A 17980-nucleotide genomic window follows, 5' to 3' on the forward strand; every position below is an offset into this window, starting at 1 on the left:
CTGGTCCGACTTTGGAGCGATATGATGCTGCAGTGCGAAAGGCAAGCGCCGGCAGAGCCGTCCCGCCGCTACAATCGATTAAGAAAAAGCCTCGCTTCGGCATGCGTCAAAAGGACTTGCCACCTCACCACTTGATGACTAGAACATAAAGGGAACAAAAAGGTGCCCCATGAAACTGACTGGAAAGCTCGACTATCTGGAAATGCCGGCGACCGGCGGCACGCTGGACCGGTTGAAGGCTTTCTACAGTGCCGCCTTTGCCTGGTCGTTCACCGACTACGGGCCGACCTATTCGGCCTTTGCCGAGGGTCTGGATGGCGGTTTTCAGGCGGATACCGCGGAAGCACCTGCCCAGCCACTGCCAGTGCTCTATAGCGACGACCTCGAGGAAACCCTGGGCGCCGTCGAAAGTGCAGGCGGCACGATCATCAAGCCGATCTTCCCGTTTCCCGGCGGCCGGCGCTTCCACTTCGTCGATCCGGCCGGCAACGAGCTGGCTGTCTGGGGGCAATAGCCTTCCCGAATGGGATCAGGTGGCATTTGTGGATTGCTCGATTTGGGCGTTCCTGCCATCGCTCATAACCATTGTGCTTTTCGGCTGCTCTGCTAATAACGCGCCGCACAAGCGACTCTGACGGCTATTGGGGCGTCGCCAAGTGGTAAGGCATCGGTTTTTGGTACCGACATTCCCAGGTTCGAATCCTGGCGCCCCAGCCATCCCATTGCCACCGGATGGTTGCGCCGAGGCCTGATCCGTGCTTGGCCTGGATCGTCCTGCGGCTCAAGGCCTCGGACCGATGTCAGCTCTCTTCGAAGATTGTTGGAGCAGATGAACTTTTGTTCGGTGGCCATATCGACCGCCTTTATCGTCACGCTCGTTGCGGTTCTGGTCCTCGCACTACTGCCAGTGCCCGAGCTTCAGGAATTCGGGTTCGATATCGGTTTCGAAAATGACAGGGTCAATCACGCCAGCGCATTCGCCACCCTGGCTGCTCTTGGAGCTCTTGGCTGGCCCAGGCGCATAGTCACGCTGGTCATTTTCCTGGCGCTGGTCGGGGCCGCCATCGAAGTCCTTCAGGGCACGACGCTGATAGACCGCGATCTCGACATGTTCGACTGGGTTGCCGATTGCATCGGCATTGCGGGCGGCCTCGTGGTCGCGCTGTGTGTAAATTGGGTCATGCGCCGCAAAGGCTGATAGCCAACCGCACCCTGCTCTGCTGGCCGGAGCCGCCAATCCGAACGCTTCAGCTCGCCTCGCGCATCGCCTCGGCGGCCTGAAGGTCGACCGAAACGAGCTGGCTGACGCCCTGCTCGGCCATGGTCACGCCAAACAGCCGGTCCATGCGTGCCATGGTGATCGGATTGTGGGTGATGATGACGAAGCGCGTCTCGGTGGTCTTGGCCATCTCGTCCATAAGATTGCAGAAGCGCTCGACATTGTGATCGTCGAGCGGCGCGTCGACTTCGTCGAGCACGCAGATCGGCGCCGGGTTGGTCAGGAAGACGGCGAAGATCAGCGACATCGCCGTCAGCGCCTGCTCGCCACCGGACAGCAGCGTCATGGTCTGCGGCTTCTTGCCGGGCGGGCGGGCAAGGATTTCAAGCCCTGCCTCGAGCGGATCGTCGGACTCGATCAGCTGCAATTCCGCCGTGCCGCCGCCGAACAGATGCGAGAACAGCCGCTGGAAGTGGCTGTTGACCACATCGAAGGCGGCGAGCAGCCGCTCGCGGCCTTCGCGGTTGAGGCTCTGGATCGCCTGCCGCAGCTTGCGGATCGCCTCGATGATATCCTCGCGCTCGGTAACGATCGCTTCGAGCCGGTCGGAGAGCTCCTTCTGCTCTTCCTCGGCGCGCAGATTGACGGCGCCGAGCCGTTCGCGCTCGATCTTCAACCGGTCAAGCTGGCGTTCTATCTCGGCCATTTCGGGGATCGGGTCGTCGGCTTCCAGGCCGGTATGGCGGATGACCAGATGCGGCGGCGTGTTCAGCGTTTCCTGGATACGCGCCTCGACCTCGAGCCGGCGCTCGTCGGCCGCCGTCAGCCTTTCCTCGGCGCGGGCACGGGTCTCACGCGCCTCGGCCAGCGACTGGATGGCCGATGTGGCTCCCTTGTCCAGTTCGGCCTGCCGGTTTTCCGCTTCCTGCAGCCGGTCGGCGGCCGCCTTGCGCAAGGTCTCGGCCTCGGTGAGCTGCGACAGCAGCGCGCGCCGCTTGGCATCGATCTCATCGGGCGCATCGGCCAGCCGTTCGCGCTCGGCCTCGGCCTCGGCCTTGCGCTCGCCGAGCGAGGCGATCTGGGTCGAGGCGTTTTCGGCGCGTACCAGCCAGTTGCTGCGCTCGGCACCGATGGCATCGAGCCGGCGCGTCCGCGCCTCGGCCTCGCGCCGCAGCCCTTCATGGACGGCCCGCGCGTCGGCAAGCGTGGCGCGGTCGCGGGAGACATTGGCCGAGGACTGTTCAAGCTGCAATTGCAGGTCGCCGAGATCGGGCGCGTCCTGCAGCAGCATTTCGGCCTCGACGAAGGCCGCCGAGGTTTCCTCATGGCTGTCGACGATGCGCGCGCGCGCCTCATCGAGTGCCGCGCGCCGGCTCGCCAGCTCGCCGCCGGCCTTTTCGGCCTCGGCCAGCGCATTGCGGGCCGCATCCAGCCGGTGCTGAGCGTCGCGTCCAGCCTGGCGCGTGTTGCGTTCGGCCTCGCTTGCCTGGCGAAGCGCCTGCTCGGCCCGTGCTAGCGCCTCCTCAGCCTGGCGCAGCACAAGTGTCGCTTGCACTGCTTCGGCATCAAGTTCGGCAAGCCGGTTCTTCTGCGCCAGCCTTTGTGCGGCGGCCGTCGGCGCATCGGCGCTGGCGGTCAGGCCGTCCCAGCGCCAGAGCGCGCCTTCACGGCTGACCAGTCGCTGGCCGGGCGCAAGCAGCGCCTGCAGCCGGCGGCCGTCAGCGGCCTCGACGATGCCGATCTGCGCCAGGCGGCGGGCAAGCTGCGCCGGGGCGCGAACCACGCTGGCCAGGCTCTTGATGCCTTCCGGCAGTGCCGCGTCGCCCGGCTGGATCTGGCTTTCGCCCCAATGCGCAGGCGCGCTGCGGTCGAGCGGCACGTCGAGGTCTTCGCCAAGGGCAGCACCCAGCGCCGTCTCGAAGCCGCGCTCGACGCTGATTTGCTCCAGTACCGAAGGGAAGAGATCGCCACTGGCGGCATTGAGGATCTTGGCCAGCGTGCGTGCTTCGGTCTCGATCCGCGCCAGTTCGGCCCTGGCGTCCTGAAGCGGCGGGCGGGCAGCGCTTTCGTCGGCTCGGGCATCGATGACCGATTGTTCGGCCTGCGCCACGGCGGCTTCGGATTCTTCCAGCAGCGCCATGGCCTGTTCGACCAGCACGCGCTTTTCGGCCGGATCCGGCAGGCCGGCGACCTTGGAGAGGATATCCGACAATTCGCGGTCGACCTCGGCGAGCTGGCGGGCGAAGCGGTCGCGGCGCTCGGCCGTTTCGCGCAGCGTGCGCTCGATCTGATGGCGCGAAGCGGCGGCCTCGGCCCGTTCGGCGGTCAGCGCGGCAAGCCTGGCTTCGCTTTGCGCCAGCGTCGATGCCGCCTGTTCGAAAGCCGCGCGGGTGGTGGCCTCGCGCTCCGCGGCGCCGGCGTTCTCGGAATTCAGCGTGGCTTCTTCGGTGCGCAGCCGTTCGAGGACATCGGCATTGTCGCGCACCATCCGCTCCTCGCGAGCGATGTCGCCGTCGAGCTGCTGCAGGCGGCGCTCGATTTCGGCCTGGCGGTTGCGAATGCGGCCGGCTTCCTCCTCGATCTGCGACCTGGCGATCGACAGGCGCTGGAAGGCGGCGGCAGCGGCGGCTTCCGCGTCGCGCAGATCGGGCAGGCGATGAGCGCTGATGCCCTGCTCCTTGGCCGCGTTCATCTGCGCGGCGGCGCGGTCGCCGACGAGTGCCGTGGCAACAGCCAGCGCGGAACGTGCCTCGCCTTCCTGTGTCTTGGCGAGCGTCCAGCGCAGATGCAGCAATGTCGCTTCGGCCTTGCGGATATCGGCCGACAGGTTCTTGAAGCGCGAGGCCTGGCGCGCCTGGCGCTTCAGGCTTTCGATCTGGCTTTCCAACTCGCCGACGACGTCGTCCAGGCGTTCCAAATTCTGTTCGGCCGCCTTCAGCCGCAGTTCCGCCTCGTGGCGGCGGGTGTGCAGGCCGGAAATGCCGGCGGCCTCTTCGAGCAGCGCGCGGCGCGCCTGCGGCTTGGCCTGGATCAGTTCACCGATGCGGCCCTGCCCGACCATCGACGGCGAGCGCGCGCCAGTCGACTGATCAGCGAACAGAAGCTGCACATCCTTGGCGCGCGCTTCCTTGCCATTGATGCGGTAGAGCGAGCCGGCCTCGCGCTCGATGCGGCGCGACACCTGCAACTCGTCGGCATCGTTGAACGCAGCGGGCGCCGAACGATCACTGTTGTCGAGGAAAAGCGTGACTTCGGCGGTGTTGCGGGCGGGCCGCGTGCCTGAACCGGAAAAGATGACGTCGTCCATGCCGGACGCGCGCATGTTTTTGTAGGAGCTTTCGCCCATCACCCAGCGCAACGCCTCGACAAGGTTCGACTTGCCGCAGCCGTTCGGCCCGACAATACCCGTGAGGCCGCGTTCGATGACGAACTCGCCGGGCTCGACGAAGGACTTGAAACCGAGGAGGCGAAGGCGCGAAAACTTCATTCGCGCCGCCCCGCAAGCGGGTTCCGCAAAAGTGTTCCGCGGTTTTGCGAATAGAGCCCGCGACAAGGCAAATGGATGGGCACGCCGAAGCGCTGCCGCTTCAGCGCTGCGCAAGCGTCAGAGCAGAGGGTCGATGATGGCCGACATTTCCTCAATCGACATCGCCCCTTTGTAGGTCTTACCGTTGATGAAGAAGGTCGGTGTCGAGTCGACCTTGAATTCATTGGCGCCGCGCTTCTGGACCGATCTCACATCGTCCAGAAGTTTCTGGTCCGTCAAGCAGGCCTCGAAGGACTCCTGTGTAAAACCGGCGAGCTTCGAGATTTGCAGCAGCGCATCCTTGGTGTTCGACACGCCAACCCAGTTCGCCTGCTGCCTGAACAGCACGTCCACCATCGGGAAATAGTTGTCCTTGGCGCAGCGCGCCAGCATGAAACCGGCTTCCGCGCTCGGGTCGAACGGGAATTCGCGCAGGATATAGCGTGCCTTGCCGGTGTCGATGTACTTCGTCTTCAGGTCCGGGAAGGTGGTTTCGGCGAAATGCGCGCAATGCGGGCAGGTCATCGAGGCGTATTCGACGATGGTGACCTTGGCGTCATCCTTGCCGAGCTGCTTGTCAGGCAGCGCGCCCGGCTTCAACAGTTCTGCCATATCGACATTGCCCTGGGATTCGGGAACCTTGGCGGCAGCCGGCGTGGCGGGCTTTGCGGGAGCGGCCGGATCCGCGGGCTTCACATCCGCCGCCTTGGCCTGCTCGCCGGAGTCGCTGCAGGCGGCAAGCAGGGCCACCGCCGGAATGGCGGCCAGCGAAGACAGGACGTTTCTGCGAGACAGACTTTTGCCGAACGGAAGACGGTTCATACGAATCACCTGACAAGGGTTGAATTTTGCAATGCAAAGGCACGAAAAGGCGAGAGTTGGCGCGAATTAAGGCATCTCCATCCCCAATCCAATCGTGAAACCTGACAAAGGCGATCACGAATGCGAGATGTTGACGACAAATCCATGACTGTCTTCAAGGGGTTTTTGACTTCCTTTCACCCAAAATGGTTGCGCCAAGCCTTTCCAGCGAGGCGCGCAGCCCGTCATCCTCGATCAGTTCGACCGTACTGGACAGTCTGGTCTGCTCCGCCGCCGTCAACGGCCTGAAGGTCGGTTTAGGCCGTCCCTTGTCCGTCGTCACCGGTTTTTGCACGATCCTGATGCGGCCTATTGCCGTAAAGCCGAGGAAAGCGTTGACCCGGTTGATGATCTCGCCGGTCTCGTGCTGCAGATGAAGTGCTGCCATGCCTTCACAGGCAATGACCAATACCGCCGGCTCGAACGGATCATCCTCATGCAGGCGGCGTGGCCATTGAATTTTCTCAGGCCGCGAGCGGCTGGCCAGGCGCGGCCCGGCGATCTCTTCCCAGGACTGGACGAGACCAATCGAGATGCCTGCCCGTTTGCGCAGCACCGGGTCGAGGATTTTGGTGGCAAGATCGCTCACCGGAACGGGATTGCCGTAGGGCGTTCTCCCTGCCATGTACGTTCTCCAGCCGCGACCCCAGCAGATTACCGGCAAGGCCAATACACGATCAATGGCACCAGCAGACCAGACCCGCAAGACCCAGGCACGCAAGGCAATGCCGGACGATACCGCGTCGCGCCTGCTCGCCTGGTACGACGTGCATCATCGCGAGCTGCCGTGGCGGGTGAGCCCGCGCGAGCATGCACGCGGCGTGCGGCCCGATCCCTACCGCATCTGGCTGTCCGAAGTCATGCTGCAGCAGACCACAGTCGAGGCGGTGAAATCCTATTTTCGAGCCTTTGTCGAGAAATGGCCCGATGTCGAGGCACTGGCCGCGGCGCCGACCGAGGACGTGATGAAGGCCTGGGCCGGGCTCGGCTATTACTCCCGCGCCCGCAACCTCAAGGCCTGCGCCGATCTGGTGGCGGCACGCGGCGGCCGGTTTCCCGACACCGAGGCCGGTTTGAGAGACCTGCCCGGCATCGGCGCCTACACTTCGGCGGCGATCACGGCGATCGCCTTCGACCGCCCCGCCGCCGTGGTCGACGGCAATGTCGAACGCGTCATATCGAGGCTGTTTTCGATCACGACGCCACTCAGCGAAGCCAAGACCGAGATACGCGCCCTTGTCGAGGCCATGGTGCCGGCGGCAAGGCCGGGCGATTTCGCCCAGGCGATGATGGATCTCGGTGCCACGATCTGCACCCCGCGCCGGCCGCGCTGCATGCTGTGCCCGCTGCGCGAGAGCTGTAGTGCCGTCGTTTCGGGCGACCCTGAAAACTTCCCGGTGCGGCTGCCAAAAGCCGACAAGCCGCAGCGACGCGGTGCTGCTTTCGTCGCCATGCGTGAGGATGGTGCCATACTTCTGCGCAAACGGCCGGAGAAAGGTTTGCTTGGCGGCATGACCGAGGTGCCGACAACGGGCTGGACGGCGCGGGTGGACGGTGCCACCACGCAGGCGGCGGCGCCCTTTCCCGGTGACTGGCGAAGCGCCGGCACAATCACGCATGTCTTCACCCATTTCGCCCTCGAGCTCGAAGTCTTTCACGCTCACATCAAAGGTGATGCGCCGGCTGGGCATTTCTGGTCGCACGCCCACGAGATTTCCGGGGAGGCCCTGCCCACTGTCATGAAAAAGGCAATCGAGGCTGCGATACCCGGCGCGACGAAAAAGCAACGCCCGCATTGAAAGAGGCTTCATGACCGAGATCCGCCACATCGTTTTCGACATCGGCCGCGTGCTGATCCACTACGATCCAGACATTCCGTTCAGCCGCCTCATCCCCGATGCCGAAGAAAGAAAGTGGTTCTTCGACAATGTCTGCACGCATGACTGGAACATCGAGCAGGATCGCGGCCGGAGCTGGGAAGAGGCCGAGGCGCTGCTGATTGCGGACTATCCCGACCATGCGGAAAACATCCGCAATTTCCGCCGCCACTGGCACGACATGGTGCCGCATGCCTATGACGACAGCGTCGCCATCATGCTTGGCCTGATCGAGAGCGGCCATGATGTGACCATGCTGACCAACTTCGCCTCCGACACTCTGGCGGAAGCCCGCGAACGCTTCGATTTCCTCAATCGGCCACGCGGCGTGACCATCTCCGGCGAGATCGGCAAGATCAAGCCGGATCGTGACATTTATGACCATCACGTGGCTGCGTTCGGGCTCGAACCCTCGGCGACGCTGTTCATCGACGACAGCCCGAAGAATGTCGACGGCGCCAAGGCCGCGGGCTGGCAAGCCGTGCTGTTCACCGATGCCAGGACGCTTCAAGCAGATCTTGAACGCTTGGGAATCAAGGCGCGATCTGAATCGCTTGCGGCGATGCGCTGAGATTTTGATCCAACGCAATACGCGATAATTCGGCAGGGGGTCAGCCCCCTGCCCGCTCCATGCCGAGACGGGCGATGCGGCGCAGTTCGTCGATCGGGGTCAGCCCGCCGCTGCGCTCATAATGCCAGAAGGTCCAGCCATTGCAGGCGTCCAGCCCCTGCACTTCGGCGCCGATCTTGTGGATCGAGCCGGCGCTGTCGCCGATCGCCACCGTGCCGTCGGCGCGCACCTTGGCCGCCCAGCGCTTCTTGGCGTCGTACAGCGTGACGCCCGGCTGCATCAGCCCGGTGTCGAGAAGGCTGACGAAGGCGACGCGCGGCTCGGCGCGCTTGCCGGTTAACACCGTCAGATCAGCATCCTCCAGCGGCCGCACCGCATCGATACGCTCGTTGGCGGCGTCGATATAGGCCTGCTCGCGCTCAATGCCGACGAAATGGCGACCAAGACGCTTGGCGACCGCACCTGTCGTGCCGGAGCCGAAGAAGGGGTCGAGCACGATGTCGCCGGGCTTGGTCGAGGCCATCATGATGCGGGCGAGCAGCGCTTCCGGCTTCTGCGTCGGGTGCAGCTTGTCGCCATTGTCGTTCTTCAGCCGCTCGCCGCCGGTGCAGATCGGGAACAGCCAGTCGGAGCGCATCTGGATGTCGTCGTTGGACGCCTTCAGCGCCTCGTAGTTGAACGTATAGCCCTTGCCCTTCTGGTCCCGGGAAGCCCAGATCATCGTCTCATGCGCGTTCTGAAAACGGCGGCCACGGAAATTCGGCATCGGATTGGTCTTGCGCCAGACCACGTCGTTGAGGATCCAGAAGCCCAGATCCTGCATCTTGGCGCCGACCCGGAAGATGTTGTGATAGGAGCCGATGACCCAGATGGTGCCGTTGGGCTTCAGCACGCGGCGCGCCGCCAAAAGCCAGGCGCGGGTGAAGGCGTCATAGGCCTCAAAATTCTCGAACTGGTCCCAATGATCGTCGACCGCGTCAACCTTGGACTGGTCGGGCCGGTGCAGATCGCCGTCGAGCTGCAGATTGTAGGGCGGATCGGCGAAGATGACGTCGATCGACTTTTCGGGCAGGCGGTCGAGAGCCGCGACGCAGTCGCCCTTGAGGATCGTGTCCAGCCATTCGGATTGCTGGGGAGCGTGGGACAACTCGTGGAGAAGACGCACGGCAGACATTTTTACACCCAAGGCACGCGTTACTGTTTACTCCCCGTTATGGTTACCGATCAGCGTAAATATTCGGTGAAGGCCGGCGCGATCGCCTGCCAGGTTTGCGAAGGCCGGGCCATTGGTGTATGCCGCGCCGCCTGAGGCCTTCCTGGCCGCTTCATCCTTTCTTTGTCCGGATCACCATGCCCCAGCCAGACCTTGTCATCTTCGATTGCGACGGCGTGCTCGTCGATTCCGAAATCATCGCCGCGCGGGTCGAGGCCGAGCTGATAACGCTCGCCGGATATGAAATCTCGGCCGAGGAGATTGCCGAAAGCTATGCGGGCCTGACGTTCAAGGACATACTGATGCGGATCGAGGAGAAGTCCAAGATTCCGTTCCAGGCGTCGCTGATCGACCGCGCCGAAGAGCTCGTCGACCGCAAACTGCGCAGCGATGTGCGTGCCATCGAGGGCGTGCGCGAGGCGGTCGCCTCGGTCACGGCGCAACGCTGCATCTGCTCCAACTCACGCTCGGAGCGGATAGAATTCATGCTGGAGAAAGTGCATCTGCTGACCTTCTTCGCCGGCCGCATCTTCTCGGCACTGGAAATACCGAGCAAAAAGACCAAACCCGCGCCGGACGTGTTCCTGTTCGCGGCGGAAAGACTCGGCGCGAACCCAGCCAACACTTTCGTCATCGAGGATTCCGTGCACGGCGTCGCCGGCGCCAAGGCAGCCGGCATGCGGGTGATCGGCTTCACCGGCGCCAGCCACAGCTACCCTGGCCATGCCGACGCGCTGACCGAGGCCGGCGCCGAAACGGTGATCCGCCGCTGGGCAGAGCTGAAAAGCGTGATCGCGGCGCTTTCGGAATGGTCGGCCGACGCCTGAGCACCGTGCGCCGCCACGCACGTTGCCCTTAAAGTATCAGGACTAGACCCCGACTAGTTTGTCGCCGCGGCCCTCTTCCTGTGGGTCTTCTTCGGCTTGTCCGTCGCCTTCGGCGCGGTTTCGTCATAGCCGGCATAGACCTGATAATCCTGCGCCGTCGGTGCCGGCACGACGACATTGGAATCGGTGAAGACGAACTGGGTGGCGACCGACGGATCGGTGACCTGGACCTGGTACTGGTGAATCTGCGAATAGAGCACGTCGGTGCCGTGCATCACCGCGGTGCGGATCGGCATGGTGATGGTGCCGGGCGTAAACTTCGCTCCCGGCACGATCTTGCCGGCAACCGCTATCTTCATCGTCAGCTGTCCGTCGGCACGGCTGCAATCGCGGGTCACGTCGGAAATCGACGCCTGGTAAATGATCCTCGCGGAATCATCAGGCGGTGTGGCAGCGGCGGCGTCAGCCGCGGCCTGCGCCGCGGCATCCGCGGCGGCGTCGCCGGTCTTCTTGAGCTTCGGCTTGGCCTTCTTGACCTCGTTGGCATAGGTGTTGAAAAAGGCCGTGCCGTCGCGCACCGTCACCCGCGGGCAATAGGCGTTCAGCTGGCTGGCCAGAATCTTGGGATCCTGCGGAGGCGGAGGCGCCGTCGGGTCCTTCTTGCCGAAACCGAGGTTAAGGATGCCATTGTCGCCCGATTGGCAGCCGGCGGCGGCGAGCATAAAGCCGGTGAGCGCAAGACCCGCCAAAAAGCGGCCACTTGATGTACGAAACGCCATGAAACTGCACTTCCCTCTCGTAAAGCTGGTGACGTATATCAACGGCGCGGCAAAAATGCGACTGGAGCCGGCACAGAAATTAACCACCTTGTGGTGAACGGAAAAGCCAAGCGGCAACGGGACTGAGATATGCAATATGTGAGTACGCGCGGGGAAGCACCCGCGCTTGGATTTTCCGATGCCGTGCTGGCGGGGCTGGCACGCGATGGCGGGCTTTACGTGCCGCGCGAGTGGCCGCAGTTTTCAGCTTCCGATATCCGTGCCATGCGTGGCCTTGCCTATCCCGATCTCGCGATCCGCGTGCTGTCGCCGTTCCTTGGCGGCGAAATTCCGGCGCCGGTCTTCGAGCGCCTGGTGCGCGAAGCCTATGCCACGTTCCGTCACGAGGCGGTCTGCCCGCTTGTCCAGACCGGCCCCAACACGTTTGTCCTCGAACTCTTCCATGGGCCGACGCTGGCATTCAAGGATGTGGCGATGCAGCTGCTCGCCCGGCTGATGGACCATGTGCTTGCCGAACGCGACCAGCATGCCACCATCGTCGGCGCCACGTCAGGCGACACCGGCGGCGCGGCGATCGACGCCTTTGCCGGGCGCAGCCGCACCGACATCTTCATCCTGTTCCCGCATGGCCGCGTTTCGCCGGTGCAGCAGCGGCAGATGACGACGTCGAAGGCCGAAAACGTCCATGCGCTAGCGATCGAAGGCAATTTCGACGACTGCCAGGGGCTGCTCAAGGACATGTTCAACGACCACGCCTTCCGTGACCGGGTGGCGCTGTCGGGGGTCAATTCGATCAACTGGGCGCGCATCATGGCCCAGATCGTCTACTATTTCTCCTCGGCCCTGTCGCTCGGCGCGCCGGACAGACCGGTGTCGTTCACCGTCCCGACCGGCAATTTCGGCGATATCTTCGCCGGCTATGCCGCCAAGAAGATGGGCCTGCCGATCGAACGGCTGGTCATCGCCACCAACGACAACGACATATTGGCGCGCACTTTCGCCACCGGCGAGTACCGCACCAAGGGTGTCTTTGCGACCACTTCGCCTTCGATGGACATCCAGGTTTCGTCGAATTTCGAACGCCTGCTGTTCGAAGCCTCCAACCGCGACGCGGCGACCGTGCGACGCTACATGGATGGCCTGAAGCAGTCCGGCGCCTTCACCATTGAGGCCCGTGAAATCAATGGGATGCGGTCCGAGTTCGATGCCGGCCGCGCCACCATGGACGAGGTCGCCGCCACCATCCGTGCGACGCTCGCGGCCAGCAATTACCTGCTCGACCCGCACACGGCGGCAGCCGTGCATGTCGCGGCGGGCAAGGCGGCAAGCGCCGTGCCGATGGTGGTGCTGGGCACGGCGCACCCGGCAAAATTCCCGGCCGCCGTCGAGGCCGCCAGCGGCGTCTCGCCGGCCCTGCCCGCATGGCTAGGGGGATTGATGACATTTGAGGAAAAATACACGGTACTTCCATCCGACCTGAAAATGGTGGAAGATTACGTCAGCCGCCGCGCGCGGGCGGCGCGTTAGGGAGTACGAACCATATGGGTGTTGAGGTAAGCCGTCTGTCGAACGGCCTGACAGTCGCCACCGAAACCCTTCCAAGTATCGAATCGGTTGCCTTGGGTGCCTGGGTCAAGTCCGGTGCCCGCAATGAACGTGACGAAGAGCATGGCATGGCCCATCTGCTCGAGCACATGGCGTTCAAGGGCACGAAGCGACGGACGGCCTTCGAAATCGCCTCGGAAATCGAGGATGTCGGCGGCGAGATCAATGCCGCCACCAGTGTCGAGACCACATCCTACTACGCCAGGGTGCTCAGCGACGACGTGCCGCTGGCCGTCGACATCCTCGCCGACATCCTGCAGGAGTCCGAATTCGACCCGCAGGAGCTCGAGCGCGAGCAGCACGTCATCCTGCAGGAGATCGGCGCCGCCCACGATACGCCAGACGATATCGTCTTCGACCGTTTCACCGAGACGGCCTTTCGCCACCAGACCATCGGCCGCTCGATCCTGGGCACGCCGGAAACCGTCAAATCCTTCACCTCCAAGCAGCTGCACGATTTCATCGAACGCCAATATGGCGCCGAACGGATGGTGATCGTGGCTGCCGGCGACATCAAGCACGACAATTTCGTGCGCGAGGTGGAGAAGCAACTCGGCGGCTTCCGCAGCAAGGCCGACAGCACCATCCCGCAATATGCGCAATATGTCGGCGGCGATTTCCGCGAGGACCGCGACCTGATGGACGCGCAGATCGTGCTGGGCTTCGAAGGCCGCGCCTACCATGTGCGCGACTTCTACGCCTCGCAGGTGCTGTCGATGATCCTCGGCGGCGGCATGTCGTCGCGCCTGTTCCAGGAAGTCCGCGAGAAACGCGGCCTGTGTTATTCGGTCTATGCCTTCCACTGGGGCTTTTCCGACACCGGCATTTTCGGCGTCCACGCCGCGACGGGCCAGAGCGACATCGCCGAACTCGTGCCTGTCATCATCGACGAGCTGCAGAAGGCCGGCGAGAACATCCTGCAGGAAGAACTCGACCGCGCGCGCGCGCAGTATCGCGCAGGGCTGATCATGTCCGCCGAAAGCCCGGCCAGCCGCGCCTCGCAGATCGCAAGGCAACTGCTTTTGTTCGGCAGGCCGATCGCCAAGGAGGAATTGATGGAGCGCCTGTCGGCGCTGACGGTGGAGCGGCTGACAGACCTGTCGTCGCGGATGTTCTCAACCAAGCCGACGCTCACCGCTGTCGGGCCCGTGGGTACGCTGGCACCATATGAGGCGATCCTCGATTCGCTTCCGGGCACGCAGACCACGGCCCGCAGGCTCGCCGTCTAAGTCCCCCAAGCGCCGTGTTCGCGCTCCCTTTCTTTCGCCGTGACCTGCCGGCGCTGAAGGGCAATCTCGTCACGTTGCGCGTGCCATACACCAATGACTATCGGGAATGGTCGACGCTGCGCGGCGAAAGCCGCGCCTTCCTGGAGCCGTGGGAGCCGCGCTGGACACCTGATGAACTCGACCGCACGGCATGGCGCCTGCGCATCAGCCGCTACCGCGAAGATTATGCGCAGGGAACCGCGATCGCCTTCTTCATCTTCGAGAAGTCGAGCGGCAAGCTGGCCGGCGGCATCACGCTCGGCAACATACGCCACGGTGTCTCGCAAAGCGGCCATGTCGGCTACTGGATCGGCGAGCGCTTCGGCGGCCGCGGCCTGATGACCGACGCGGTCAAGGTCGTGGCCCGGTTCGCCTTCGATACGCTGAGGTTGCACCGGATCGAAGCCGCCTGTATTCCCGACAACATCCGATCGATCCGCGTGCTTGAAAAAGCCGGATTCCGGCGCGAAGGACTGTTAAGATCCTATCTCAGGATCAACGGCATCTGGCAGGACCATTACCTCTACGCCCGGATTGCGGACGATCCGCTGGACGCAGGAACGAAGGACTGATTTTTGACGAATTTCCTGCGAAACGGGCCGCTGTTCGCCTTTGTCCTCGCGGCAATCCTGACGCTGTGCGCGGCTTCGTCGGCCTTTGCCGTCGAACCGATCAAGATTGCCCGCGACGACGTCGCGCTCGACCTGTCGCGCGCCTTCGAGATCTACCGCAACCAGGGTGAGAACTTCCAGGTATCGACCGCGCCCGGGCCTGACGGCATCGTGCGGCGCATCGAGGTCGAGGCCAATGACGCGCGTTCGACCGGCGACTGGGCGGTGTTTGCGCTGGCCAACACCACCGACCAGCAGCTCGACAGGCTGATCGTGGCGCCGCATTTCCGGCTGGTCAATTCCGGCATCTTCTGGCCCGATCTCGGCGCCACCCGCATTGCGGCGATCACGCCCAGCGAGGGCTTCGCGCTCGACCGCCAGACCAGCCCCGACGCCGATGTGTTCCGGGTGACGCTGAACCCGGGGACGGTGATCACCTTCATCGCCGAACTCGCCTCGCCCAAGCTGCCGCAGGTCTATCTGTGGGAGCCGGAAGCCTACAAGGACTCGGTCAACTCCTACACGCTGTTTCGCGGCATCGTCATCGGCATTGCGGGCCTTCTGGCGCTGTTCCTGACCATCCTTTTCGTGGTCAAGGGGACCTCGATGTTCCCGGCAACCGCGGCCCTTGCCTGGGCGGTGCTTGCCTATATCTGCGTCGATTTCGGTTTCCTCAACAAGGTCATCGAAATCTCGCCCGGCAACGAGCAGATGTGGCGAGCTGGAACGGAGGTGGCGCTTGCGGCGACCTTTGTGGTCTTCCTGTTCGCCTATCTCAACCTCAACCGCTGGCACGGTCACTTCAGCTATGGCGCGCTGGTCTGGATCCTCGGGCTGGTGCTGATTGCAGGCGTGGCCATCGTCGATCCGGCGGTCGCCGCAGGCATCGCCCGCATCTCCTTTGCCGCCACCGCATTGACCGGGCTCGGCCTGATCATCTTCCTCGGAATTCGTGGTTATGACCGCGCCATCATGCTGGTGCCCAGTTGGGTCATGGTGCTGTTGTGGCTATGCGGGTCGTGGATGGCGATCACCGGCATGCTCGACAATGACATCGCCCAGCCGGCGCTCGGCGGCGGGCTGATCCTGATCATCCTGTTGATCGGCTTCACCGTCATGCAGCATGCCTTCGCCGGCGGCGCGCTGCATCAGGGGCTGTTCTCCGACCTCGAACGCCAGGCGCTGGCGGTGGCCGGGTCGGGCGACACGGTGTGGGACTGGGACGTTCTGCGCGACCGCGTCGTCACCAAGCCTGATGTCAGCATCCAGCTCGGCCTGGCGCCCAACAGCCTTGGTGGTGCCGCGCGCAACTGGCTGCCGGTGCTGCATGCCGACGACCGCGACACGTTCCGCACGACGCTCGACGTGGTGCTGGAGCACCGGCGCGGCCGGGTGGCGCAGAATTTCCGCCTGCGCGGCGCCGACGGGCACTATCATTGGTTCGCCTTGCGGGCGCGGCCGGTCATAGGATCGGACGGCGAAGTCATCCGCTGCGTCGGCACCATGGTCGACGTCACCGAGCAGAAGAAGTCCGAGGAGCGGCTGCTGCACGATGCCGTGCACGACAATTTGACCGGCCTGCCGAACCGCGAACTGTTCATGAACCGGCTGGAAGCGATCATCTCGATCGCCCGCACCGAAGAGAAGGTGCGTCCGACAGTCTTCGTCATCGACATAGACCGCTTCAAGCAGGTCAATGACGGGCTCGGCATCTCGGCCGGCGACACCATCCTGCTGACCATCGCTCGGCGCCTGCACCGGCTGTTGAAGCCGAAGGATTCGCTGTCGCGCTTTGCCGGCGACCAGTTCGCGCTGATGCTTTTGTCCGAACAGGACCCCGCCCGCATCGCCGGCGTGGCGGACGCCATCAAGCATGCGATCAACAACCCGATCACCTTCGCCAAGCGCGAGATCGTGCTGACCGCCTCGATCGGCCTGATCACCTGGACCTCGGCGCAGACTTCGGCCGAGGACATGGTCAAGGACGCCGAACTTGCCATGCATCAGGCCAAGCGTTTCGGCGGCGACAGGATCGAGCCGTTCCGCCCGGCTTTCCGCACCGTCGGCACCGACCGGCTGCAGTTCGAATCCGATTTGCGGCGCGCCATCGAGCGGCGCGAATTCACCCTTGCCTACCAGCCGATCGTGCGGCTGGAGGACGGCAGCGTCGCCGGCTTCGAGGCCTTGCTGCGCTGGGACCATCCGCGCCGCGGCATGATTCCGCCGGCGGATTTCATTCCGGTCGCCGAAAGCTGCGGGCTGATCGTGCAGCTCGGGCTGTTCGCCATGCAGCAGGCGGCCGAGGACCTGGCCGGATGGCAAAAGCAGATCGGCGACGCGCCGCTGTCGGTCTCGGTCAATCTGTCCAGCCGCCAGCTCATCCGCCGCGACCTGGTCAGCGATGTCCGCTCGGTCATCGCGCGGGCCAATCTGAAGCCGCGCTGCTTCCGGCTCGAGCTCACCGAGTCCCTGGTGATGGACAATCCCGAGCAGACCGCCCATGTGCTGACCAAGCTGAAACAGCTCGGCATCGGCCTGTCGCTGGACGATTTCGGCACCGGCTATTCATCGCTCGCCTATTTGACGCGTTTCCCGTTCGACACGATCAAGATCGACAAGAGTTTCGTCGATGACAGCACGCCGAAGCGCGCTGTGCTGCTCAAATCCATGGTCAACATGGCGCATGAACTCGGCCTGTCGGTGGTCGCCGAGGGCATCTCGGACGAACGCGATGCGCTGGAATTGCGCCAGATGGGTTGCGAATATGTGCAGAGCTTCATGTTCGGCGCGCCGATGCCGGGCGACCAGGTGCTGAAGACGTTGAAGGAGCAGTATCCGCTGACGCAGGCTTAGAGGCTGCGTTAGCGTGACAGGTCAGGCGTGTCCGGCAGCCAGGCTGAGATGCGCCAGATCGATACCGATCGAGGCGAGGATGCGATCGTATTTGCGCTCGATGTCCGCGTCGAAGAGAAGTTCGGGACTGGCCGGACAGGTCAGCCAGCCATTCTCGGCGATCTCGGTTTCCAGTTGGCCGGCGCCCCATCCGGAATAGCCGAGCGCCATCAGCGCGTGACGCGGGCCGCGGCCCGACGATATAGCGCGCAATATATCGACCGTCGCGGTCAGGCAGATATCGTCGGAAACGGTCAGCGACGATTCCACGCGGTAGTCGCCCGAATGCAGGACGAAGCCTCGGCTGCGATCGACAGGCCCGCCATTGCGCACGACGAAATCGCGCGCCTGCGCCGGCAGGCGGATCGCTTCCTGCTCGTTCATGATGCCGAGCTGCACCAACAGATCCGGAAACAGCATCTGCTGTGTCTGGTTGATGATCAGGCCCATCGCGCCTTCATCGCTGTGGGCGCAGATGTAGATGACCGAGCGCGTGAAACGATCGTCCTTCATGCCGGGCATGGCAATCAGGAACTGATCGTCGAGAAAGCCGCGTCCAGCAGCCGTCTTTTTGTGGCGCAACAAATCCATGACAGGGAGGGTACCGTGTTTCCCCGGCGCCGAAAAGATGCGCCGCGCCGGATTCGACCAAAGCCCATGGCGCCAGGCCGCCATGGCTTGCCACCAGGGGTCACGCAAATATGATGCCGGCAGGGCCATGAAATCATTGC

15 protein-coding genes and 1 tRNA gene are annotated in these 17980 nt (G+C 63.8%); 10 read left to right on the plus strand and 6 right to left on the minus strand.

Features of this window, described 5'->3' with window-relative positions; translation table 11 throughout:
• Nucleotides 1-169 precede the first annotated feature (169 nt).
• The 3 genes from JG747_RS26945 (at nucleotide 170) to JG747_RS26955 (ending at nucleotide 1198) form a co-directional block, all read left to right on the plus strand.
• A complete protein-coding gene (locus JG747_RS26945; protein WP_202360394.1) occupies nucleotides 170-514 on the plus strand; it encodes a VOC family protein in 345 nt (114 codons plus the stop codon).
• Between the two features lie 128 nt (nucleotides 515-642).
• Nucleotides 643-717: transfer RNA gene (locus tag JG747_RS26950), tRNA-Gln, on the plus strand.
• Between the two features lie 112 nt (nucleotides 718-829).
• Entirely contained in the window at nucleotides 830-1198 is a 369-nt protein-coding gene (locus JG747_RS26955) for a hypothetical protein (RefSeq protein WP_027046624.1), read from the plus strand.
• 49 nt (nucleotides 1199-1247) lie between these two features.
• Here the strand turns inward: JG747_RS26955 and smc are convergent, their stop codons facing one another.
• The 3 genes from smc to JG747_RS26970 all read right to left on the minus strand — a co-directional run bounded on the left by smc (nucleotide 1248) and on the right by JG747_RS26970 (nucleotide 6231).
• Nucleotides 1248-4706 carry a chromosome segregation protein SMC gene (gene smc, locus JG747_RS26960; RefSeq protein ID WP_019857014.1) on the minus strand — a complete coding sequence of 1153 codons (3459 nt, stop codon included), beginning with the start codon at nucleotides 4704-4706 and terminating at the stop codon, nucleotides 1248-1250.
• Between the two features lie 117 nt (nucleotides 4707-4823).
• On the minus strand, nucleotides 4824-5567 hold the full coding sequence (locus JG747_RS26965; protein ID WP_202360395.1) for a DsbA family protein: 744 nt from the start codon (nucleotides 5565-5567) through the stop codon (nucleotides 4824-4826).
• Nucleotides 5568-5721: 154 nt separating this feature from the next.
• Nucleotides 5722-6231, minus strand: a complete 510-nt coding sequence (locus JG747_RS26970; RefSeq protein ID WP_019857012.1) for a DUF721 domain-containing protein — start codon at nucleotides 6229-6231, stop codon at nucleotides 5722-5724.
• Nucleotides 6232-6286: 55 nt separating this feature from the next.
• On the opposite strand from JG747_RS26970, the gene mutY reads away from it, so the two are divergent.
• Together mutY and JG747_RS26980 are read left to right on the plus strand one after the other, a co-directional pair.
• Nucleotides 6287-7405 carry an A/G-specific adenine glycosylase gene (mutY, locus tag JG747_RS26975; protein WP_202360396.1) on the plus strand — a complete coding sequence of 373 codons (1119 nt, stop codon included), beginning with the start codon at nucleotides 6287-6289 and terminating at the stop codon, nucleotides 7403-7405.
• Between the two features lie 10 nt (nucleotides 7406-7415).
• On the plus strand, nucleotides 7416-8054 hold the full coding sequence (locus JG747_RS26980) for an HAD family hydrolase (RefSeq protein ID WP_202360397.1): 639 nt from the start codon (nucleotides 7416-7418) through the stop codon (nucleotides 8052-8054).
• 40 nt (nucleotides 8055-8094) lie between these two features.
• On the opposite strand, the gene JG747_RS26985 is transcribed toward JG747_RS26980, so the two are convergent.
• Nucleotides 8095-9228, minus strand: coding sequence for a site-specific DNA-methyltransferase (locus tag JG747_RS26985; protein ID WP_019857009.1), 1134 nt, complete (start codon nucleotides 9226-9228; stop codon nucleotides 8095-8097).
• Nucleotides 9229-9404: 176 nt separating this feature from the next.
• Between JG747_RS26985 and JG747_RS26990 the strand changes: the two genes are divergently transcribed.
• On the plus strand, nucleotides 9405-10094 hold the full coding sequence (locus JG747_RS26990) for an HAD family hydrolase (protein WP_027046621.1): 690 nt from the start codon (nucleotides 9405-9407) through the stop codon (nucleotides 10092-10094).
• 53 nt (nucleotides 10095-10147) lie between these two features.
• Here the strand turns inward: JG747_RS26990 and JG747_RS26995 are convergent, their stop codons facing one another.
• Nucleotides 10148-10873, minus strand: coding sequence for a hypothetical protein (locus tag JG747_RS26995; RefSeq protein ID WP_027046620.1), 726 nt, complete (start codon nucleotides 10871-10873; stop codon nucleotides 10148-10150).
• A gap of 129 nt (nucleotides 10874-11002) precedes the next feature.
• Here JG747_RS26995 and thrC point away from each other — a divergent pair, with 129 nt between their 5' ends.
• The 4 genes from thrC to JG747_RS27015 are packed head-to-tail and all read left to right on the plus strand — an operon-like array spanning nucleotide 11003 to nucleotide 17210.
• The gene (gene thrC / locus JG747_RS27000) at nucleotides 11003-12400 is read left to right on the plus strand and encodes a threonine synthase (RefSeq protein ID WP_202360398.1); all 1398 of its coding nucleotides are present in this window, start codon (nucleotides 11003-11005) and stop codon (nucleotides 12398-12400) included.
• 14 nt (nucleotides 12401-12414) lie between these two features.
• On the plus strand, nucleotides 12415-13707 hold the full coding sequence (locus JG747_RS27005) for a M16 family metallopeptidase (RefSeq protein ID WP_095198663.1): 1293 nt from the start codon (nucleotides 12415-12417) through the stop codon (nucleotides 13705-13707).
• 14 nt (nucleotides 13708-13721) lie between these two features.
• Nucleotides 13722-14318 (plus strand): GNAT family N-acetyltransferase, encoded by a 597-nt coding sequence (locus tag JG747_RS27010; RefSeq protein WP_010914906.1) that lies wholly within the window; start codon nucleotides 13722-13724, stop codon nucleotides 14316-14318.
• Nucleotides 14319-14321: 3 nt separating this feature from the next.
• On the plus strand, nucleotides 14322-17210 hold the full coding sequence (locus JG747_RS27015) for an EAL domain-containing protein (protein ID WP_019857005.1): 2889 nt from the start codon (nucleotides 14322-14324) through the stop codon (nucleotides 17208-17210).
• 21 nt (nucleotides 17211-17231) lie between these two features.
• On the opposite strand, the gene JG747_RS27020 is transcribed toward JG747_RS27015, so the two are convergent.
• Nucleotides 17232-17840, minus strand: coding sequence for a YqgE/AlgH family protein (locus JG747_RS27020; protein WP_027046619.1), 609 nt, complete (start codon nucleotides 17838-17840; stop codon nucleotides 17232-17234).
• Nucleotides 17841-17980: the final 140 nt, after the last annotated feature.

Origin of the sequence: Mesorhizobium sp. 131-3-5, from assembly GCF_016756575.1 — a bacterium.
GTDB classification, from domain to species: domain Bacteria; phylum Pseudomonadota; class Alphaproteobacteria; order Rhizobiales; family Rhizobiaceae; genus Mesorhizobium; species Mesorhizobium jarvisii.